Annotated in this window: 25 protein-coding genes and 1 pseudogene; 19 read left to right on the top strand and 7 right to left on the bottom strand. The window is 56.4% G+C overall.

Annotation, left to right across the window (positions count from 1 at the left end; all coding sequences use genetic code 11):
• Positions 1 to 128 precede the first annotated feature (128 nt).
• The 3 genes from lpdA to RBB62_RS16670 all read left to right on the top strand — a co-directional run bounded on the left by lpdA (position 129) and on the right by RBB62_RS16670 (position 2,569).
• A complete protein-coding gene (lpdA, locus tag RBB62_RS16680; protein WP_309400231.1) occupies positions 129 to 1,526 on the top strand; it encodes a dihydrolipoyl dehydrogenase in 1,398 nt (465 codons plus the stop codon).
• A gap of 100 nt (positions 1,527 to 1,626) precedes the next feature.
• Positions 1,627 to 2,256 (top strand): histidine phosphatase family protein, encoded by a 630-nt coding sequence (locus RBB62_RS16675; RefSeq protein WP_309400229.1) that lies wholly within the window; start codon positions 1,627 to 1,629, stop codon positions 2,254 to 2,256.
• 76 nt (positions 2,257 to 2,332) lie between these two features.
• Entirely contained in the window at positions 2,333 to 2,569 is a 237-nt protein-coding gene (locus RBB62_RS16670; protein ID WP_309400228.1) for a ferredoxin, read from the top strand.
• A 540-nt stretch (positions 2,570 to 3,109) separates the two neighbouring features.
• Here RBB62_RS16670 and RBB62_RS16665 read toward each other — a convergent pair.
• Positions 3,110 to 3,811: a hypothetical protein gene (locus RBB62_RS16665; RefSeq protein WP_309400227.1), complete on the bottom strand. Its 702-nt coding sequence runs from the start codon at positions 3,809 to 3,811 to the stop codon at positions 3,110 to 3,112.
• Positions 3,812 to 4,220: 409 nt separating this feature from the next.
• Here RBB62_RS16665 and RBB62_RS16660 point away from each other — a divergent pair, with 409 nt between their 5' ends.
• From RBB62_RS16660 to RBB62_RS16650, 3 genes are read left to right on the top strand one after another with little or no spacing between them, the layout of a single operon-like run.
• A complete protein-coding gene (locus RBB62_RS16660) occupies positions 4,221 to 5,111 on the top strand; it encodes a ParA family protein (protein ID WP_309400226.1) in 891 nt (296 codons plus the stop codon).
• Positions 5,112 to 5,152: 41 nt separating this feature from the next.
• Positions 5,153 to 6,133: a hypothetical protein gene (locus tag RBB62_RS16655; protein WP_309400224.1), complete on the top strand. Its 981-nt coding sequence runs from the start codon at positions 5,153 to 5,155 to the stop codon at positions 6,131 to 6,133.
• Between the two features lie 14 nt (positions 6,134 to 6,147).
• Positions 6,148 to 6,759, top strand: a complete 612-nt coding sequence (locus RBB62_RS16650) for a hypothetical protein (protein ID WP_309400223.1) — start codon at positions 6,148 to 6,150, stop codon at positions 6,757 to 6,759.
• Between the two features lie 510 nt (positions 6,760 to 7,269).
• Here RBB62_RS16650 and RBB62_RS16645 read toward each other — a convergent pair.
• The 4 genes from RBB62_RS16645 to RBB62_RS16630 all read right to left on the bottom strand — a co-directional run bounded on the left by RBB62_RS16645 (position 7,270) and on the right by RBB62_RS16630 (position 11,757).
• A complete protein-coding gene (locus RBB62_RS16645) occupies positions 7,270 to 7,974 on the bottom strand; it encodes an ABC transporter ATP-binding protein (protein WP_309400222.1) in 705 nt (234 codons plus the stop codon).
• Between the two features lie 4 nt (positions 7,975 to 7,978).
• On the bottom strand, positions 7,979 to 9,214 hold the full coding sequence (locus RBB62_RS16640) for an ABC transporter permease (RefSeq protein WP_309400221.1): 1,236 nt from the start codon (positions 9,212 to 9,214) through the stop codon (positions 7,979 to 7,981).
• 315 nt (positions 9,215 to 9,529) lie between these two features.
• Positions 9,530 to 11,197: a phage portal protein family protein gene (locus tag RBB62_RS16635; RefSeq protein ID WP_309400220.1), complete on the bottom strand. Its 1,668-nt coding sequence runs from the start codon at positions 11,195 to 11,197 to the stop codon at positions 9,530 to 9,532.
• Complete coding sequence (locus RBB62_RS16630; protein ID WP_309400219.1) at positions 11,194 to 11,757, bottom strand: hypothetical protein; 564 nt, start codon at positions 11,755 to 11,757, stop codon at positions 11,194 to 11,196. Before RBB62_RS16630 ends, RBB62_RS16635 begins: the two co-directional genes overlap by 4 nt.
• 53 nt (positions 11,758 to 11,810) lie before the next feature.
• Here RBB62_RS16630 and RBB62_RS16625 point away from each other — a divergent pair, with 53 nt between their 5' ends.
• Positions 11,811 to 12,254, top strand: coding sequence for a hypothetical protein (locus RBB62_RS16625; RefSeq protein WP_309400217.1), 444 nt, complete (start codon positions 11,811 to 11,813; stop codon positions 12,252 to 12,254).
• On the opposite strand, the gene RBB62_RS16620 is transcribed toward RBB62_RS16625, so the two are convergent.
• Positions 12,224 to 12,826 (bottom strand): hypothetical protein, encoded by a 603-nt coding sequence (locus tag RBB62_RS16620; RefSeq protein WP_309400215.1) that lies wholly within the window; start codon positions 12,824 to 12,826, stop codon positions 12,224 to 12,226. The two genes, RBB62_RS16625 and RBB62_RS16620, sit on opposite strands and share 31 nt — an antisense overlap.
• Before the next feature lie 57 nt (positions 12,827 to 12,883).
• On the opposite strand from RBB62_RS16620, the gene RBB62_RS16615 reads away from it, so the two are divergent.
• From RBB62_RS16615 to RBB62_RS16560, 12 genes and pseudogenes are all read left to right on the top strand, one after another.
• On the top strand, positions 12,884 to 13,219 hold the full coding sequence (locus RBB62_RS16615; RefSeq protein WP_309400214.1) for a hypothetical protein: 336 nt from the start codon (positions 12,884 to 12,886) through the stop codon (positions 13,217 to 13,219).
• 3 nt (positions 13,220 to 13,222) lie between these two features.
• Positions 13,223 to 13,396 carry a ribbon-helix-helix domain-containing protein gene (locus tag RBB62_RS16610; RefSeq protein ID WP_309400213.1) on the top strand — a complete coding sequence of 58 codons (174 nt, stop codon included), beginning with the start codon at positions 13,223 to 13,225 and terminating at the stop codon, positions 13,394 to 13,396.
• Positions 13,393 to 13,641, top strand: a complete 249-nt coding sequence (locus RBB62_RS16605) for a hypothetical protein (RefSeq protein WP_309400210.1) — start codon at positions 13,393 to 13,395, stop codon at positions 13,639 to 13,641. The genes RBB62_RS16610 and RBB62_RS16605 overlap by 4 nt, the downstream gene beginning before the upstream one ends.
• Complete coding sequence (locus RBB62_RS16600; RefSeq protein ID WP_309400209.1) at positions 13,634 to 13,930, top strand: hypothetical protein; 297 nt, start codon at positions 13,634 to 13,636, stop codon at positions 13,928 to 13,930. The genes RBB62_RS16605 and RBB62_RS16600 overlap by 8 nt, the downstream gene beginning before the upstream one ends.
• Positions 13,930 to 14,070, top strand: a pseudogene (locus RBB62_RS20325) (hypothetical protein); the annotation flags it as partial. The gene RBB62_RS16600 and the pseudogene RBB62_RS20325, both read left to right, overlap by 1 nt.
• 225 nt (positions 14,071 to 14,295) lie before the next feature.
• Positions 14,296 to 15,762 (top strand): hypothetical protein, encoded by a 1,467-nt coding sequence (locus RBB62_RS16590; protein ID WP_309400206.1) that lies wholly within the window; start codon positions 14,296 to 14,298, stop codon positions 15,760 to 15,762.
• 27 nt (positions 15,763 to 15,789) lie between these two features.
• Positions 15,790 to 16,851, top strand: coding sequence for an AAA family ATPase (locus RBB62_RS16585; protein ID WP_309400205.1), 1,062 nt, complete (start codon positions 15,790 to 15,792; stop codon positions 16,849 to 16,851).
• Positions 16,844 to 17,362 (top strand): host-nuclease inhibitor Gam family protein, encoded by a 519-nt coding sequence (locus RBB62_RS16580; protein ID WP_309400203.1) that lies wholly within the window; start codon positions 16,844 to 16,846, stop codon positions 17,360 to 17,362. The genes RBB62_RS16585 and RBB62_RS16580 overlap by 8 nt, the downstream gene beginning before the upstream one ends.
• Positions 17,363 to 17,365: 3 nt before the next feature.
• Positions 17,366 to 17,581 (top strand): hypothetical protein, encoded by a 216-nt coding sequence (locus RBB62_RS16575; RefSeq protein ID WP_309400202.1) that lies wholly within the window; start codon positions 17,366 to 17,368, stop codon positions 17,579 to 17,581.
• A 17-nt stretch (positions 17,582 to 17,598) separates the two neighbouring features.
• Positions 17,599 to 18,150, top strand: coding sequence for a hypothetical protein (locus tag RBB62_RS16570; RefSeq protein ID WP_309400200.1), 552 nt, complete (start codon positions 17,599 to 17,601; stop codon positions 18,148 to 18,150).
• 2 nt (positions 18,151 to 18,152) lie between these two features.
• A complete protein-coding gene (locus tag RBB62_RS16565; protein ID WP_309400198.1) occupies positions 18,153 to 18,611 on the top strand; it encodes a hypothetical protein in 459 nt (152 codons plus the stop codon).
• 35 nt (positions 18,612 to 18,646) lie between these two features.
• Complete coding sequence (locus tag RBB62_RS16560; RefSeq protein ID WP_309400197.1) at positions 18,647 to 18,976, top strand: hypothetical protein; 330 nt, start codon at positions 18,647 to 18,649, stop codon at positions 18,974 to 18,976.
• Here the strand turns inward: RBB62_RS16560 and RBB62_RS16555 are convergent.
• Positions 18,965 to 19,705, bottom strand: a complete 741-nt coding sequence (locus RBB62_RS16555) for a hypothetical protein (protein WP_309400196.1) — start codon at positions 19,703 to 19,705, stop codon at positions 18,965 to 18,967. The two genes, RBB62_RS16560 and RBB62_RS16555, sit on opposite strands and share 12 nt — an antisense overlap.
• Positions 19,706 to 19,762: the final 57 nt, after the last annotated feature.

Genomic DNA, 19,762 nt, shown 5'->3' with positions numbered 1-19,762 from the left:
GACAGTTATGCTAATCCAGTGTGATGGGTTGAATAATTACTTCCGGTGGCGTCGAAGGGTTGACGTATAGCTTTTGAGGGCCATTAATGCTCGCCTTTCGACCGATACGATTATTGGAGAACATAGATATGGCAGACACAAGCAGCTACGATTTAGTGGTAATTGGCGGCGGACCAGCCGGATATGCCGGTGCGATCCGCGCCGGGCAATTGGGCAAGAAGGTCGCGTGCGTAGAAATGGAGCGCGCAGGCGGCACTTGTCTTAACTGGGGCTGCATCCCCTCCAAAGCCCTGCTGAAAAGCGCTGAGCTCTACCAGAAGATGCTCCACGCCGATGATTTCGGCTTCACCGTTGGCAAAATCGATGTCGATTTCCCTAAGGTGGTCGAGCGCTCCCGCGGTGTCGCGGATAAGATGGCAAAGGGCATCGAATTCCTCTTTAAGAAGAACAAGGTCGACTACATTGTTGGCCAAGCGCAGATCAATGTGCCTGGCATGGTCGAGCTAATCTCGGGTGACCGCAAGGGCGAGTTCTTGTCTGCGAAAAACATCCTTATCGCCACGGGCTGCCGCGCCCGCATGCTACCCGGTCTCGAAAAGGACGGTAAGCAGGTGATGACCGCCCGCGAAATCCTCGACCGCCGCGATTTGCCCAAGAGCTGTGTCGTTCTCGGCGCCGGCGCGATCGGCATGGAGTTTGCCTACTTCCTGAACGCCTTTGGCTGCGAAGTGACCGTCGTTGAGATGATGGACCGTGTGCTGCCAGTTGAAGACGACGACGTCTCGAAGTTCGTCGAAAAGGAATTCAAGAAACAGGGCCTCAAGGTTCTGCTCGGCACGAAGGCCGAGAACATCGAAGTCAAGGAGGGCAAGGTCACGCTCAATGCCGTTAAGGGTGACAAGACCGAGAAGCTCGAAGCTGAGTCACTGCTGGTCGCTATCGGCGTTCAAGCGAATACCGACAAGCTGCTTTCCAGTCGTGTGAAGCTCGAGATGTTTAAGAATTACATCAAGGTAGACGAGCACTACCGCACGAGCGTCAAGGGCATCTATGCTGCTGGCGATATCATTGGGCCGCCCTGGTTGGCTCACGTGGCTACCTACGAAGCCGTACAGGCTGTCAATGGTATGTTTGGCCACGGTGAGCCGCGTCCTTACGAGCGTTTCCCTGGCTGCACCTACTGCCAGCCGCAAGTTGCCAGCATCGGCATGACAGAGCGCGACGTGAAGGCCAAGGGAATCAAATACAAGGTCGGCAAGTTCCCGTTCACCGCATCTGGCAAGGCTGTAGCCGCTATGGAGTCCGATGGCTTCGTGAAGCTGATTGTTTCCGAGCCGGAAGGCGAGCTGCTGGGCGCGCACATCACCGGTGCCGAAGCAACTGAGCTCATCGCAGAATACGCGCTGGGCATGGAGTTGGAAGCGACTTGGGAAGAAATCCACGGCACGATCCACGCGCACCCGACGCTTTCGGAAGCGCTCATGGAAGCCGCAGCGGCCACCCACAACGAAGCGATTCACATTTAAGGAAAAAGGAGAAAGGAAAAAGATTAAAGGGGGCATTCAGAACTTACCAAGTTGCCTCTTAGCTTTTTCCTTTTTCCTTTAATCTTTTTCCTTACCAGCCATGCGTTTAATCGTTATCCGCCACGGCGAGACTGAGTGGAACATTCAGCATCGCTATCAGGGGCAACAGGATTCACCGTTAACCGAGAAGGGCCGTCGCCAGGCTGACGCCATTGGCGAACGTTTGAAGAGCTTCAAGTTCGACCGCATCATCTCCAGCGACCTCGGGCGAGCGGTGGATACTTGCCGCGCCATTGCTCAGTATCATCCGGATACGCTCTGGGAGCAGAACGCGGGGCTACGCGAGCGAAACTTCGGCATCCTCGCGGGTTACACCCGAGCGGAAGCGGCGGTTAAGTTTCCCCGTGAAGAGGAGGGCTACCTCCACGGTGGCGTCGATTACGTGATTCCAGAAGGTGAAAGTTTGCGCGATGTCTTTCACCGCGCTGGCAACACGTTCGACTCCATTGCCAAGTGCTTTGACGGACAAACCGTCTGTGTGGTCACGCATGGCGGCATCCTTGGCATGTTTCTGCGCCACGCCATCGGCATCCCCTGCGAGAGTACGCGTGCCTACAAATTCGTTAACGCCGCCTTCAATGAGTTTTTCTTCGAAGATGGTCGTTGGCTGCTCCATACTTGGGGGGACATTTCGCACCTGGCGCAGATCGGCGCGATCGACGATTTGTAATCACTTCGGAAGTCCTGCTTATTTTAGAAACTGCCCGCTTGACTTCGAGGCTCCGAATCTCACATTTTTTCCTTTTATGGCTGATATCAATGACAAGTGGCCGGAGAACGTTACCGGTAAATTTTATGTGGACGAGCAGTGCATCGATTGTGATCTCTGCCGTGAAACCGCGCCTGACTACTTTGCGCGCAGCGACGATGGTGGCTATTCTTATGTCGTCAAGCAGCCGCAAGCTCAGGACGACATCGACCTATGCATGGAGGCGCTTGAAGGCTGCCCGGTCGAAGCCATTGGCGACGACGGCGACGAGTAATCCTCATCGTCAGCTGATTGGGCCTCCATACGGAGCCGCGGTCACATCCAGCTCATAATTTACTTTATACGGCGCCGGAGGTAACTCCGGCGTTTTCCATTGTACGCATTCGCGACCGTCAAATATTGTAACGTGTCTTAACTTGCTGACCTCGGTGGCGGTGGTGCAACAAATCGTCTGTAAATCGTAAGTAGTGGTCTGAATACGCGGTTCCCTCCCAGGGAAGGAAGTGTTTCGCTTGGCATTGAGCGGCATCGGGCTACCGTTGAAAACTGAGGGTGCTAAAACAAAAACCAGCACCAACGATGACCAAACACCACGAGCACGATACCCTGAGCACCGAAGCTATCAATCTCCTTTGGGAAAGCGAGGTTTGAAGCTGGATGGTTGGTGTGAGAGCTTTATCTCTAGCTTCTTCGCTCCGCGCTATCCCGTCTTTGACGATGAACCTTTTTTGCGGGCCGCAGACGTCAGTTGAATGGGGGTATGAAAAAACCCGGCGCTTGCACGCCGGGTTGGTAAATAGATGACGGGAGCACTCTACTTGGACAATTCGTCCAAGGTTGGAAGATCGTCTCCGAGTTGTATGTCCCACTCGTCGATTTCGTCGCCGCCGACGGAAGGGCCAGTCTTGCTGGAATTCTCGAGAATGTAGGTGTTGAGTTCCTTATCGAGAATGTTTTCCGCCCAGTAACCGTTCTGCAACTCATAGTCGTCCGGTTCGTACCCATACTTTTCGAGGGTAGCCAGAATGACGGAGGAGTCCGGAGTGCCGCCGTGGTCTGTGATGAGGCCTTTCTCACGGTGGATGCGCACACACTCGTGAATGATGAAGGGCGGCAGTTTTTCCTGGTAGCTTGGATGTACCTTGTGGCTGCCGGCCCACTTTGCCCATGCGTCGCGGTCGATCGAGCGCTGGGTCTGAGTCAGCGCTTCGTAATAATAGACGCGGCGCTTGGAAAGCTTGGTGACGAGCGCGATGAGCGACATGCCGTCTTGTTCGATCTCCAGCCAGTCGAGCGGGCGTGGTTTTTCGATCGGGTCGCGAGAGCGGGAAATGTCTTCAGGCGCTTCAAGGAATTGAACGCCGAGCGCGCGCGAGAACTTCACGGTTGTTTCACCATCCTTCTGGAGGGTGACTTTACCTTTATTGATTAGGTCTTCATGAAATTTCCGCGCATCTTCTGGGGATTCTGCCCAGATGTAATTGGTGATGCGGGTAACAACCTTGAATTTTCTCATATCTAATTCCTGTAGAGATTATTGTGAATAATGCCTGATAATATATGGGTTTTGCAGACGTCTTAATGCGCTTATTTCGTGAACATTAAGTAGGCCAAATGGTAAATTCAACCCTAAATTGGCTGATTCACTTGCATAAATGCTTCCAGCAAGTGTGTGGGCTACGAGCATTAATTTAACCAATCAATCACGCAGTGGAGGAAAACGCGTAAATTTCACCTAAAAAAGAACATCTGAAATGTTACACGAAAGCTGCGGCTTGACTTGGTCTGGAATGTGTCGATAAGAGCTTCCTGCATGAGCGCATTGTCGTGCTGGAGGATATCTAGCATTTTGACGGTGAAAAGCTTGCATTCAACGTCACTAGCTATTTCGATTGCGAATCACCCGTTAACTCCTCTCTTTTTCTATGCCACGTAAAATCTGTTTCCTAAATTATAAAGGCGGCGTGGGCAAAACCTCGCTCATCGTCAACACTGCCGCCTGTTTGGCGCACAAGGGTAAACGCGTGCTCCTGTTTGACTTCGATACGCAGTCAAACGCCAGTATATGGCTGATGCGCCTTGATCGTTGGAATAAGCTGAATATCAACGGTTCCGGTTCCGTGTATTCTGTTTTTGATCCCGGTCAGTCTACCATTAAAGATATTGTGGTTAAGGACGTTGTGCAGAGCAAAACTGGTGAGAAGGTATTGCCTGGTTTGGACATCGTTCCGACGACGTTTAACCTCGTTGATCTTGAAAATGAGTACAAGGGCGATCCACAGATGCCTCACTACAAGCTGATCCACGATCAGCTAACTGAGATTGAAGACGATTACGATTACGTCGTTTTTGACTGCCCGCCAAATATCCTCAACGCATCACAATGCGGGGTGTTTACCAGCTCAGAAATCTACGTTCCATCTAATCCTGATGCCCTCAGTTTGATTGGCTTCACGCTGCTAGTAGAAAAATTACTACTTTTTCACAAGCGTGCTGCGAGCTTCCGCACATCAGGTATGGCACCGCCAGCAGCCGTTCGCGGGATCATCTTCAACTCGATCAAGGCAAATGTGGACATTGAAGTTCCAAAAATGCGTATGCAATTGCGCATGAACCAGTTCCGCAACCAGCGCCGTGTTTCTCAAGATGCTAAGATTTTTGAATCTATGATCCGTGACGCCACGGTTGTTCGCCGTGCGGTGACTCTTGGTCTGCCGGTTAGCCTTGTGGGGCAGGCCGCTCAGGAGGAGGATAGCGTGGTGAAGGACTATGCACGACTCGCCGCAGAGATTGACCGTCACGCAATTTCTTGGTAGTCGGTTGCAAAGTTTATTTTAGACGGGATATTTAGGAGAACATGTCTGAGGAATCGCCAACGCTTCGTTATAACAAAGATGACTGGGATGAAATTCGTTTAGCCTTCGCCACTTCGCTGATGGTTGACACGAATTTGCTAAGTCTGTCGCAGAATTTGGAAATTGAGGAGTGGCCGATCAAGGGCTCCGGCGAAACACCCTCCAAGTACATTGATTTTACGTGGGAGGAGCTTCAAGAATTGCCTGGCTTGGCTGATATGCCAGAGCGCATCGATCTGCTCATTCATATTCTGCGTGAAACACAGGCCTTTGATGATCCTTTTGGTGACATGGTCGCGACCGTTGATGCCCACGCGAGTGTTGACCGCACGCTTGAAAAGAACATTAACCGCCTCAAGATCCCGCAGGATTTTCCGATGGCGCTCAGCGGCTTGTCAGCTGACACGCTTTCTTTCTGTCAAAACGAAGACATCAAGACCCTGAAAGATTTCGGTCATTTCGCGCAGAATATGGCGCAAAACATTGTTATAGGGGGCGATTTCCGCGCCTTACTCAATGCCCTAACTCAAGAAGACCAGCAAACGTTGGCAAAATACATTCCTTTCCGTCCCGGCAGTTTCGGGCTGCATTTGCCGGAGTGTATTGGCCTGCTGTTAAACCAATTGAGCGATGTTGAGAAATGTTCGCTGCTCAAGCGCTTTAGTTACGGTAAGTTGAGTGAGTTACAGGAGTCTAAGGCGCGTCTGAGCAAGGAGCAAATATCTCAATTAGAAGACATTCTGCAAACTAAGCTAAAGGAAATTTGCGACTATTTTCCAGAGCAATACAAGCAGCTTGCGATTGATATCAAAGGCGGCAAAACCTTGGAGCGTGTATTCATGGTTGTGGATGAGCCGGAGCGAGAATGTATTTGCGCTCAGATTACTGCCCGCTATCTCAAGGAAAATGCCGTGGCGGATTTACCTGAGTCGGCTTCTGGCAAGAAACCCGGGTTTTTTGCCCGTCTCTTTGGTCGTAAATGAATGGGCCGCGAGGCATGACTGCACCTAAACCACCGCAGAAGAAAAGAGTTATCAGCTTACGGCCTAAGATTCAGCAGGCCGCTGAGGCTTCGCTGAAGTCCAAGGAAACGATCGACCTTATCATGCGTCGAACTCGCGCGCCGTTTAATGATCGTGATCAGATGGCGAGTGCTGAGATTGATACACTGGAAAAGAGCCTGCGAAAGCTCGAAGCGGATCTATTGGAACGTGAGCGCAACGCGGCGGAGTATGAAGCGAAGTTAGCTGAGCGAGAACGTGATATCTGGGAGGGCGAAGCATTGCTTAAGGTGAAGCAGGAAATGCTTGCCGCCAAAATGAGCGAGTTTCAAAAGGCCAAGGCTGAAGCGGGTTCGGAAGAAGCCAGTGGTGGAACCGCGATGTCTGATGAGGAACGCCAAGCGTTGGAGCACCTCCGTGAAACGTTGGAGCAGCGAGAGCAAGCCTTGCAGGAAGCCAAAGACCAGCTGAAGGAGCGCGAAGCTTTCGTTGAGGAATCCGAAGCGGCTCTGTTTGAAAAGATGATGGAACAGCAAGAAACCGAAACTGAGCTTGAGCAGCGCATGGAAGAACTCCGTTCGCTCGAAGCAAAGTTGAAAAATTCTTAAGCCCAAAATATTTGTAGGGCGATGTTGGCCTGCTGGTTATTATTTGAATTTGACCACAGAAAAAGCGCAGGGCTTGTTGCCACTGCGCTTTTGTCATGTTTAATCGTGAATTTACGTGCTGCGTAAATTTCTCTATCTAATACCTTTCCTCGGTTAAAATGAGATAATAAGCGCGATATTTGATTCAGTGTCTTTGTGAGGAAACGACATTTAGGCAACGATATAGACCGTGAGCGTATTATGGCTCTGTTGAAGACAGAGGCAACGGGATGACGAACCAGCGCTTGGGCATGCGCTTCTGCAAAAGCTTCATGAAACTTTATAACTATCAATTTAAGAGAGATGCGGTATGACGTGCAAATTGTGGTGGTCATTCAACATCGAAGAGCAACTGGATGTCAGCACGAGCAAGTAAGCAAATCGCTTGTAGGCAGCAGCTACTTCCAACAATCCCGCAAAAAACTGGAGATCAAGGAATAGGCTTTTGCCGTCTATGTCACGGCGCGCTGCCTATGGATGCAACGGCTCGTTGCCACTGGTGAAACGGCCATTGTGAAGGAAGAGGCCGCGGTCGGTTCGTTTGGCGAATTCCGGGTTGTGCGTTACGAGGATCAGGCTCGTGTTCTCTTCGGCGCAAAGTGTGAGGAGGAGGTCCATGATGTGCTCGCCGGTGCGCTCGTCGAGGTTGCCCGTGGGCTCGTCGGCGAGGATGAGCGGGGGCTGATTCATCAGTGCGCGGGCCACGGCGACGCGCTGCTTTTCGCCGCCGGAAAGCTTGGTGGGGACTTGCTTGGCGCGCTCGGCGAGGCCCACGCGTTCGAGCAGGGCTTCGGCGCGGGCGCGGTCTTCGCTGCGGACCTTGTCAATGAGGCGGCGTGCGAGGAGCACGTTCTCAATCGCGCTCAGCTCGGGCATCAAATAATACGCCTGAAAGACAAAGCCCATGAAGGTTGCGCGTTTGCGGGCGCGCCAATCGGCGGACTTTTTCAAGGCGTCTTCACCGGCCCAAAAGAGCTCCCCGCTGTCGGGATTTTCGAGGACGGAAAGCAGGTAGAGCAGGGTGGTTTTGCCGGCGCCAGACTCCCCGCGAATGGAAAGCGATTCGCCGTAGGCCAGGGAGACGTTGGCTTCGTCGAGGACCTGGATGGGGCGGGTCGGCGTTTGGAATGTTTTGCTGAGGCCGCGGGCCTCGAGGATGGCGGATGGTTCACTCATGGTCTTATTCCGCACGAATGGCGTCCGAGGGTTTCATGCGGGCGGCACGCCACGCGGGATAGAGGCCAGCCAGCGCGCCGACGACAAGGCAGAACAGGTAAATCAGCACGAAGTCCGTTACCTGATAAGCGACGGGCAAGTCGGTGATTGGTAGCGGGTAATGCTCCTGAAACGCGTTTCCTTTTCCAGTGGCATAGAGCATGAGTTTGATCAGGAATGTGCGCGAGAAAATCAGCGCAAAACCAAATAAAGTACCCACAATGCAGCCCATCATGCTGACGAGTACGCCGTCCAAACAGAAGATCGCGGCGAGCTGGCGGGAGCGTCCGCCCATCGCGTGGAGGAGGCCAATCTCGCGCGTCTTTTGGAGCGCGGTTACGATCAAAATCGCGCCAATGCAGAACCCGGCAATGATCAGGATCACGAACAGCAGGAAGAGCATGATCGTCTTCTCAAACTGCAGGAGGAACAGCAGGTTTTCGTTGGCCTCCATCCAGCTGAGGGACTGATAACCCTCGCCAAGATCCTGCTCCAACTGGCGGGTGAATTCGAAGACGTTGTCGGGATCCTCAATCAGCAGCATGACGCCGTGAATGCCGTCACCGAGGCCATAAAGCTCCTGCATGGTGCGGCGGGTGACGATGATGGTGTTGTTGTCCACCTCGTTAAAGCCCGATGCAAAAATGCCGCACACTTCAAGCTCCATTGGCAGCGGAATTTCGTCGCGCTTGATCTGCTGGAGCATGAGCGGGGAGTAGAGGTTGACCTCGTCTCCGACGCTGGCCTTGAGTTGGTGCGCGACCCCGATGCTGATGATGACCTTCTGGTCGTTGAAATCGTCGATACTGCCGATGTCCAAATAATCCTCCAGCGGGATCACCTGGTTCTCTTCCCAGGGGTTGAGCCCGGTGATTTTCGGGAACGACGGCCGGTTCTCATACTGCATCATCAGCACGCCGTTGGTGTAGGGCGTGGCGGCGGTGACGCCGGGGTAATTTTGCAGGGTCTCCAGCAGCGCCTCGTAATCATATATGATGCTGCCGGTAAACACGTGGGCGTGGCCGAAGGTTTCCTCGACCTTGCTGCGGATGCGGTCGCCGAGGCCGTTCATCACGCTGGCGAAGACGATCAAAATCGCCACCCCGAGCGCGACGCCGGTGATGGATATCCACGCGAAAAACGATGCCGCCCTTCCGGTCGGAAACAGTTGTTTAATCGCTAGATACAAATACCAGGGCATCGTGGAAAGAAGCAGTGAGACAATGAACGACACCCAATGCAAGCCAGTGTGCCCACGAATCCCAATTTTTCCGCCCAGAGGGGGAGAAAGGGGGGGAGGGATTCTGCGAGGAATGCGACTATCAACAGCACTAGGCGGAAAAGGTGAAATAGCGCCAGATAGCGTACGGCTAGGTAATATAAGGGATCAGAGGTATTTCAAAAAAAGGCCGCCGATCGGCGATCATCCCAGATGCAGAATAAATGAAAAGGGTCGAGGTCGACCACAGGAACGCATTTAGAAAAAAGGGTCGTGATCGTCGATCGTGCAGGAAAATCAACTTTCGGCCGTTGAGACGCCGTTGGCGAGGAAGGCGGTCAGGGCTTCGGTGATTAGAACCTGGACGCGGCCGGGCTGCCAATCGGTGTAGAAGGTCCGCAGTTTTGCTTCCAGGTCTTCCGGTGACTCGCTTTCGCGAATCAACTGCCGAACCGGTGCAAGGCTACCGCGGAACACCTGCGAGAGGTCCGCAGTTGTGTTGCGGATGATGGCGTCTTCCGGATCCTCGGGCGATTGTGCGGCGAGCGCGCGAAGCTTGGGCCCCACGATTTCGGCATTTGCCATCAGAGAACGAAAATCACGATCTTCCTCGGCTTGCTGATTTTCTTTTAGCGCTTTCTCGCTAAGTGCCTGCTGCTGTTGCTCGGCTGGCTGTGCCGACTGAAGCGCCGCTGGTTGCGGTTTGCGCTCCAGAGTGAGACCGATGCGCTTGGAGAGGACTGGAAGGCTTTCGTCGGCGACGTGGATCCCGGCGTTGCTGAGCGAAGTCAGGATGTCGGAGAGTGCTTTACTCTCTTCGATCGACTCCGAGCCCCAGGCCAAGGTCGGGACGTCGCCCTTCTTGCCATTGATGAGCAGGAACTGCCGGAAGAGTTGGTCGCGGAGCGTGGAGCCGAGGAGCAGGCCATCAAACTGGCGAATGTCCTGGCGGACGCTCTCCTGCTGCTTGGAGACGCCCGAGCCGAGGCCGGTCGACTGTGCTTCCGCGGAAAGGGTCTGGCCAAGGATGAGTTTCGACTTCTCGCGCTGGCAGATGGAGTAAAATTTCTCGTAGGCGTCGCCGGCATCGGCGCGGCCGGCTTCGAGTAGCTCGACTTCGGTCTCCTTCGTGACGACGAGGCCGCCGAGTTTTTTGGCCCACTGGAAAGCCAGCTGTAGGACGGAGCGGCCGGCGTCGTCGTTGCGGTCGAACTTGCCCACGGGGAACGGCGTGCCGTATTTGTCCAGGAAGTTGGCCCACCAGGTGCGATCCATTGCCGAGAGCAACCACCAGAAAACCAGCGATCGCATCGGGCCGCCCCAATAATCCGGCAAGGAAAGGATGTGCCCGCGGTGAACGATGTAGCGATTTGGATCCGGCTCGTGGTAGGTTTGTAGCGTGGCCTTCGTTTCCGGATCCACATTGCGGATCATCATTCGGCCGGTGGTATAATCCAGGAGCTGATGCGGCACGGGAACCAGTTCGGCGAGCTCGTAACGCAGACCGGGCTTGGAGGATGGACGGTAAACCTTCTCCAGGACGGCGACCGGCCAAAGGGTCGAGTCGAGCAAGTGGGCCAAGGCGTGAGGCCACGCGGTGAGGCATTGGATTTGGTCTTCAACGAGCTCGGCGGCCTCTTCGTCGGCAGATTCGCCGTCGTCGATCGGCTGGACGGAAAGCGCGTCGCCAATGATCGCGAGCTTTCGCTTGGCAAACTCGGCTTGCAGGTGGCTGTCGCTGGCGAGGATGTCGCGGTAGAGCGCGAAAAGGTCGCTGACTTGGCCGTGCTCGGCGGATTCCAGAATCGCGTGGAGGCGATCGACGTCGAGATCCTCGGCCGTGGAGCGCGGTTCATCGCCCAGGCGGCGCCAGCGTGGCGTGGCGGCGGTGGTTGGGATGGTTTTTTCCGGAATCTTGCCGGAGACAAGAACACGGAAGCGGCTGCTTAAAGAAAGTTTGCTCATCGTTGGTACATGCTGATTTTTCGGCGGATTTTGCGCAGAAGTGGGTTCTTGATGCCCGGGCGTTGGCCGCCCTGGTGGAGATCGCCATGGCCGGCGGGCGCTGCGGCCGCGCTGACGGGGCCGCCTTTGCCGCGGAGGGCATGGATGGAAAGCTTGATGGCGTCGAAGACGTCGCCGTGCTCGCCGTTTTCGCCGAGCTCGCAATCGAAGGTGCCCTTGTCCTGGATAACGCGGCGCAGGTCGTCTTTGATCCACTGCTCGTTGGGTAGCGCGATGTAGCCATCGTCGAAGGTTTCGATCATCAGGTTGCCCAGGTAGCTTTTGTAAGACATCGACTGGCCTAGGTATTCGATCGACTCGCTGTTGACGACTGGCTCGACGATGACGCTGCCAGCGAGCGACGTTTTCAGACTGGCCGCAAAGAAACGTTCGTTGGTGGCGTCGACGCAGAGCTTGCCGAGCTTCAGCCCGTGGGGAAGCGACAGCGCCGGCTCGATGATCTTCTTGAGGATGTCGGGATTGCCAGTTTTCAGGCGGACGATCACGCGGACGAAATACATGTGCCCGCATCCTCGCCGGCCTGATCCTCCGCCGCCACCTGTCGAAGTCCGCCTTGGCCTACAGCGCCTATCCGCTGCTGGAGCCCGCCGTCGCCGAGGCCCGCCAACGCCAGCTCAACGCCCTGCGCCAGAGCGCCGACTCCGCAGTCCACTCAGTGGACTACGGTAAAACCGCCGAGGAAATCGCGGCCTCGCTCGGCGTGTCCCGCTCCCTGTTTTTCTACGCCCAGCAGATCCACAACGAGATCGCGAAAGACCCCGATCTGCGCCCCGACATCGAGGAGGCGATCTTCATCGAAGGCAGCGGCCTGGGCGCGGTGATCGCAGGCCTCGCCGGCCGCAAAGCAACCAAGGGCAAAGAGCGCCCCACGAGCCGCCAGCTCGATCTCTTCATCAGCGGCTGGGCCTCAGTCGCCAAGCTGGAACGACTTCGACGAAGTCGAACGCAAGGAAGCCGTGAAGCAAGTCACTGGTCTGCTGGCGGAGCTTCCGGATGAGCTGAAGTCGGAGCTGAACCTGAGTCTTCCGGCTTAAAAGCGAAATCATAACTTACAGTAGTAAACAAATAACACGTCGCAAGTAGGCTACCCAGCGACCCACCAATGCACATTCCTAGTATGGCCCTAATTGCTAAACCGATGTTTCCCATGTCATTCAGTTGTTCCATATTCAATCCCAGAAGAATTGAGCTTGTAGGCAGGATAAAAAGCAGCGCGAAACGCTTCAAACGATCACACATCAACTGCCGTTCATACTTCTTTCGGGCTGTTAAAAATGATTCTCTGATTGAGGCAACATTTAGCCACGGTGCAATTGCTTCGTTAGCTGCCTTATTGCGTTTGTCTAGTGCGTATAGATATGTGATTAGCAGCGGCCTTTTATCGCTAGGGCTAGCCAAATTCAGCTTCGGAACGGCTTCACGAGTAGCGTCAATTTCCATCTGCTTAGCCTTCAAAGTCCCATTCCTAGCAATCATGGCGGTTAATACGGCAAACCCACCAGTGATAATGGTTCCGGCTACGATACCTACCCATGTTGGAATGTCCTTAATAATTTCCCATGCCGTCATGCTGCCATCCAACCCTTTTTTTTGTGGGGCGGCAATTACAAACAGCGAGGTCTTGCGATGAGTAGCCTTGCGCCAGACAAGCCCCGCGCCGCAGGCGCCTCTGGATGCAACGGCACGTTGCCGGTGCCGTTGCCGCCGCTGGGGGAGTGGATCGACATCACGGCGGAAGAGGCTTTGGCGATCTGCCGGCGTCGTGGCGTCAACGTCGTCACGGTCGAGCTCCGGATCGGCGAGGTGAGTTTCCACGTCACCAAAGACAGCTTCGCCGTCCACTGCGGCTTTCATGCAAATCAACTGCAGAGCCTCCGCTGCGTGGTGATCTTCTCTGACTTTTTCGGCCTCGACGCCCGCCTACGGGTCACGAGTCCCGAGCTAACCCACAACCACGGATAGAACATGAGCAAAGGAACCAACAAGAACAACGGCCGCGCGCCTGGTAAGACACAAATCTCGATCAGCCTCCCCCAGGAGCTCATCGATCGCATTGACGCAGCAGCGGCGGCGGAAAACCGCAACCGCTCCAACTTCATTGCTACGGCACTCGACAACAGCGTGCCCGCCAAACAATGAGCGAAGATCCGCACATTACGCTATCAGCATGCAACCGTCGCGGTCACTACACCGCGGCGGTCCGCCTGCGTAGCGGCGATTCGATCGCCATTACCGGCCCGCAGCCAAACCGCATCCTGGCCGGCCTACGGATGCTCGCCAGCCACGTCGGCCGCAATCGCGAAGGCCTGGAGCAACCATCGCCGGCAGTAAAACGAAAGCAGTCCTACGGTCGTCTGGAAATTGAAGGGAAAGACAATGCCTAGGAGCCAACTCTTTGTCCGCACCCGCAACGATGGTTGCACCTGGTATGCGATCGGCGTCGGCGCTCAGTACAGCATCAGCTGCACCTGGGCTCGCGATGCCGATCACGTCGCCGAGTTGTTGAAGGAAAAGTTTTTCAGCGACAAGGCCACCGTCCGCCGCGCCAAGAACCCGTTTGCCTGGACTGCCGAGAACAAGACCTTGCTGGCGAATCTCAACAAGACGCCGGAAACCGAGATCCCCGAAGGCACGCGCAAACCCGAAACCGTAACCCACGTAATCGAATACTAATGACTCCCGAAGACCGCGCCCTCATCGAAGCCCAACGTCGCCGCGACCTGGTCGTGACCTTGCTCAATCTGACCAACGAGCAGGGCCACAGCCAGAACCGCGCGGCTGCGTTGCTGGGCGAGAGCGCGGCCACGCTGAGCCGCTACCGTCGCGCCTATGAGCAGGAAGGCCTCGACGGCCTGATCCCGCGGCACTTCCAGAAAGGCCGCAAACCGCTCGCCGAACTGACGCCGGCGCAGCAGCAGCGCGTCCAGGAAATCGTGCTCAAGAGCGACCCCAATCCAGGCAAGCGCGTCAGCGTTAGCTTCGCGCTCCGGATCTTCGCCCATAGCGAGGACTGCCCCGACGAGGTCCGCGAAGTCATTTTGAAAACCCGCAAAAGTAAGCACACCATCACGCCCACGCTCAAGCGCCAGGCCCGCGTCACCGTCGAGTCCAAGCGCCTGCACCGTGGTCCGAAAACGTTCGACCTCGCCGGCTACAGCCAGCCGCGCGACCTCACCTACATCGACGCCACAGGCGCCGAGAAGCCCATCGTCCCAGGCGTCTGCTTTGAGGCCGACGACATGCACCTCAACGAGCCGTTTTGGATCGACTGGCCCGACTCGGCCGACCCCTGCGCCGCGCGTCACGGCGTCCGCGCTTTCCGCGCCCAGCTCATCCCGTGGATCGATATCGGCAGCGCCCGCTTCGTGGCTTACTCGCTGGTGCTGCGCTACAGCGACGCCTACCGTGCCAAGGATATCCGCTGGGCGATCAACCAGGTATTCCACAGCGTGGGCGTGCCCGAGGTGCTCCGCTTTGAGCATGGCGCCTGGGAGGCCAAAGACGTCGAGGAGATCGGGGCCGACTCCCGCCTTTGCCGGATCACCCACGCCCAAACCTCCAAGGGCAAGTTTATCGAAAACCGCCTCAACCACCTGCAGAAGGCGCTCGCCCTGGACGGCGTCCACCTCGGCCGCAAGCGTGGCGAATTTGAGGAAGCCAACAAGCTGTGGCTGGTCTGCCGCGACGGCCGCAAGGATCCGCGCCAACACTTCTGCAGCTTGGCCGAAGTCACCAGCCGCATCGACGCTGCGCTGGCCTTCTGCAACAACGACCCGCTGGAAGGCGATGTTTACAACGCGGCCCGCGCCCGCGAGCTCTACGGCCTCGACGTCTGGAACCCCGACGACATCTGGCATCGCCACGTCGGCCAGCACCCGCTCCGCCAGCCCACGCTGGAAGAGTCCTGGCGCGTCCAGCCGGAGATCCGCGTCGTCTCCGTCAGCGGTGGCCTGGTGTCGATTCGCTGCGAGGAGTTTGGCGCGCGTTACTGGTTCTTCCATGAAGAGCTGGCCCGCCTCGGCACCGGCTGGAAGGTCAAGGTCGCCTTCGATCCCGCCGACCCCGAGCGCGGCGCCGCCCTGATCAACGCCGAGCCCCGCGATGGCGCCCGCAACCGCCTCGGCTTGCGCGAAGGTGAGTTCATCGGCATCGCTGAGCCGGTGGACAACGTCCCGCAGTTTTCGCTCGCCGATCGCCGCAACGCAGAATCCCGCGATGGCTTCGATCGCAAGTCACGCTACCAGAAACTTTGCCGCCTGCTTTACCGCGAGATCTCGCCATTCGGCCGCCGCCAGTCCGCCGCCAAGACCACGCACCACATCCGCGACGGCCGCGGCAACGTTGCCGAGATCAAGCAAGGGCAGCAGCGTCCCGCTGCACCGGAGAGCCGGCATGCCGCCGGAGCCAGCGAACGTGGCGGCCAATCAACTGGGCAGCGCAACGAACGCAAGCCGAGCAAACCAACCCGCCGCAGCAACCCGCTCTTCGCGACGGTGGATTACTAACTTTTTTAAAACGAACCACGGAACACAATGAGCACGAAACAAGAACAACTCGAAGAGCTGGAGGCGCTGATCGCCCGCATCAAGCGGCATCAGGAAGCCCTCGGCCTGTCGCCACGGGATTTTGTGGCGCGCTACAATCAATACCTCACCAGCGAGCGCACCTGGACTTATCGCCTCCTCGAAGGCAAATACGAGGAAGTGAGCATCAGCAAAACCTTGCCGCGTCTCCGCGCCATGGTCGCCGAGCTCGATGGCGGTTCGCCCGTCGAAAACGTTTGGGAAGACCTGCCGGTTTACCGCGATTTTTACGTGCGCTACCGGCTGCTGACTGGACGCAAAAGCGACCGCCGCGTCATCGTCATGCTCGCCAACGAAGGCGCGGGCAAGAGCGTCTGCGCCCGCCACACCTGCGCCAAGCATCCCAAGGAAACGGCTTACGTTGTTTGCCGGCCAACTTGGAAAAATCGCGAGCTGCAGATCCTCCGCGGCATCAGTCGCGTCATTGGTGTGGAGGAGCGCGTCTCGTCCGATGACCAGCTCGACAGCGTTGTCGAAAAACTCAAGGCCGAGCCCAAGACCATCTTTATCGATGAGGCCCACGACGGCGGCGTCGTCCTGCTCAAGATCATCAAGACGCTGGTCAACGAAACGCCGTGCCGCTTCGTCATCCTGGCGTATCCAACGCTGTGGCGCCGCGTTGTGCTCGCCAGTGACGACGCTCACGCCGAGGCCCGCCAGCTGATGCGCCGGACGATCAAGCCGATCTTCGACACCTACGCCAAAGGCACCACCGCCGAGGACGTCGAAATCTATCTCAAGAAATGCCTAGGCTTCAACGGCCACGCCAAGGACGTCGCCCGCAGCATCCTGCCCGTCGTCAGGCCAACGGCAATCTGTCCTTTGTCGCCGACGTCGTCGACGTGGCCGACGCCACCTTCATCGAATCGCAAACCGAGATCACCGGCCAGCGGGTTATCGACATCTGTCACCAGCTCGCCGATCGCTCCGGCCGCCGCGGCGAAGTCGCCTAACTCAACCCACACCCCGCAACTCGCAACTCACAACGCACCAACACGGAACCATGCCTAAGAAAACAAAGATCACCGAAACACCCGACTATCAAAACCTGTCCGACCTGGTATCGGTCATTGCCGAAGGCCAGAACCGCCTCGAAGCCCTGCAGGCCGACTGCGACTCCGAGATCCTCGCGATCAAAGACCGCTACCGCGCGCAGCACGACGACATTTCCGCCGCGATCGAAGCGGCGCAAAACTCTGTCGCCGAAGCCTGCCAGCGCAACCCGCAGTGGTTCGAGAAAGCAAAGTCGCTCAAGCTCGTTCACGGAGTCGTCAAGCGCACCGAGGGCGTCTCCCTGGAAATCGGTAACGAAGCCTTCACGCTGCGCCAGATCGAGAAAGCGCACCAACAGGACGAGCTGACCCGCATCGAGATCAAGCCCAACAAGGAAGCCCTCGGCGCCCTGAGCGACGACGAACTCCTCGACCTCGGCGTCACCCGCAAGCGCAACATCAGCTTCAACGTGAAGCCCGCCAAGGTCGACCTCGGTAAAGCCGAACCCAAGAAGGCCACGGCCGCCTAGGTCATGAATGCGAAGGAAGCCAACGCGATTGCCCGCTGCCACCTCGGACCCCGAGGTGTCGCGGTCCGTCGCCGCGACGACGGAATGTGCGTCGTAGGATTTTTGCGGGACGCCCTCACGGTCGAGCCGCTTGGAGTTGGCAAGGGATGGAAAAGCGCTTGGCGCGATGCACTCGGTAGCAATCCCAATCCTGACGAACTCAAAACTCGCAACTCGTAACTCGCAACTTAAACGCCATGCAACTCCTCAGTAACACCCAGAAGATGCGCATCTGCCAGGCTGCTCGCCGCGCTTGGGACTCCAACGAGTCCCGACGCGACGACTGGCTGGAGCGGAATCCTGAACTGTCGAAGAGCAAGATCTTCGAGCTCTGGCGTCAGCTGGAGCAGCAGCAATGCATCGGCATCAGCAGTCTCACGCAAGCCGTCAGCGAGGAGCATTACCTGCGACTCCTGGCGCACTTCCAGGACTTGGCCGGCGACAGTGGCGACGCGTTAAAAAACCTCCTCCGCCACGCCGACGAAGAGCAGCTGCAGACCCTCAACAACATCAAAGCCAGCTGCGACGAGCGCAATCTGGACTTCCCAGGCTACCCGGGCGCGATCTGCCGCCGGCAGTTCAAGTGCGCCCTCGATGCCGCCAGCCCCAAGCAACTCTGGAGCTTACTCTTCACTGTTCGCAATCGTCGCCGCGTCGGCGGCGCCCGGGCGAAGTCCCGAGCCAAGCCCAAGATCAAGCAGGCAACTTTGCCTTACAAAGTAATCACCAAGTCAGCGGATCCGTTTTAATTGTGGCCGAGCACGTCATCATTCCGAAAGAGCTCTGCACCGCGCCTTTTAAGGACGCCTGGGAAGAGTGGAAAGCCCATCGCTCTGAGATGCGCAAGCGTTTCACCGATCGCGCCCAACGCATGGCCTTGAAGAAGCTCGCCACCCTCGGCCCCGAGGCGGCGATCGCTGCGATCGAACACAGCATCGCCAACGGCTACCAGGGCATTTTTCCCGACCCGAATTATAAACCAAACCCAGCACGCGAACGCGGCGCCGGTCCCACCGGCCACCGTGAGCCCAACGAACAATGGCGCGACGCGGCCAAGGCCGCCTGCAGCGAAGATCCGCAATACTGGCAGCACTGCGGGTTCGATAGCCATCGCATTCAGCAGCTGACGACATTCTACGGGCTCCCGCAATCGTTACGCCAAGCAACGCTCCAAGCAGCCAACCGGATGCGCCTCAACCTTTGGAAGTAAGCCACAGCGAACAACAACGCCAATTCAGTTAAGCCATGGAACCGATCGATTACCGCAACGCCACGTTTGAAAGCCTCCAGGAGCGCTTGAGCAAGTCTCGCGCTCAGGTGTTGGAGGCGTGGCAGCAGCACGGCCCGGGCTCCACTGAGGAGCTCGCCGAGCGTAGCGGCATTTCGATCCTGTCACTGCGGCCACGAACCACTGAGCTTTACCAGCTCGGCTTTGTTGTTTTGGCCGACGCTCAGGCAGCCAATACCACTGGCGCAAGCTACCGCGCCGCCGAGCCCTGGGAAATCCAAGCCCACTTTAACCGCAAACAACGCCTGGCCCGCGAGTGTCAGACCGAACTGGAGCTAGGAGTCTGAGGGATGACGAATTACTTCACCACTTATATGGTCAGAAATTTTACCGCCATCAACGTGTTCAATGGGGAGGCTTTGGAGTGCAAAAGAATACGCATCACGGATTCTAGCAGGGCTCAGGTTGTGCAATTTTACTTCGTTAGCGTATTGTGTAATGTCTCCTGTGGAGAACCCATGTCGTGCCATATGTTTATGCTGCTCATGATTAACGTTTGGGAGAAAAATCGCTGCAAGGCTCGCGCTAATCTCACTGACGGTATCACTATGACAAGTTGCACGCACGATGGCATCTATTGCTGGGGCTCCCATTCGACAATAGCGGAGAGCATCAATGATACGATTTTTCTCACTAGTCAAAAGGCCAGCAATAATTATAAATCCTGTTCTCTGAACCAAAAAGCTACTGGGTGCCAGCGTGCCGATAAAAATACTGAAGCGATTCAAAATCCTTTCAACATCACGTGGCGTAATCTGCAGAGATTTATTTCCATCTCTTATTATCAGATCTCTATCGTATGTATGATGGCTGAAGAACTCCGCAAAACAGGTAACCGTGCTGGGGTCTATCTCTCTTTCATTGTCAACCAACCTTGCAATCCTTTCTACGGTAATTCTTTTTGCAAACGCTTTAAAATCACCTCGTGGCAAACCAAATTCAAAATCGAAAAACCGATTGAGATAAGTGCTGGCATCAAAGCCTTCTCCAAATGCACCTTTAATTGTAGTAGCCACGATCTGATCTGACAGATCGTGCTGTCTGGTCGATTAAAGTGTCAGGCTATTTTCGTT

Origin of the sequence: Cerasicoccus maritimus, assembly GCA_031296935.1 — a bacterium.
GTDB lineage: Bacteria > Verrucomicrobiota > Verrucomicrobiia > Opitutales > Cerasicoccaceae > Cerasicoccus > Cerasicoccus maritimus.
This window is presented reverse-complemented; position numbering and strand designations above follow the sequence as displayed.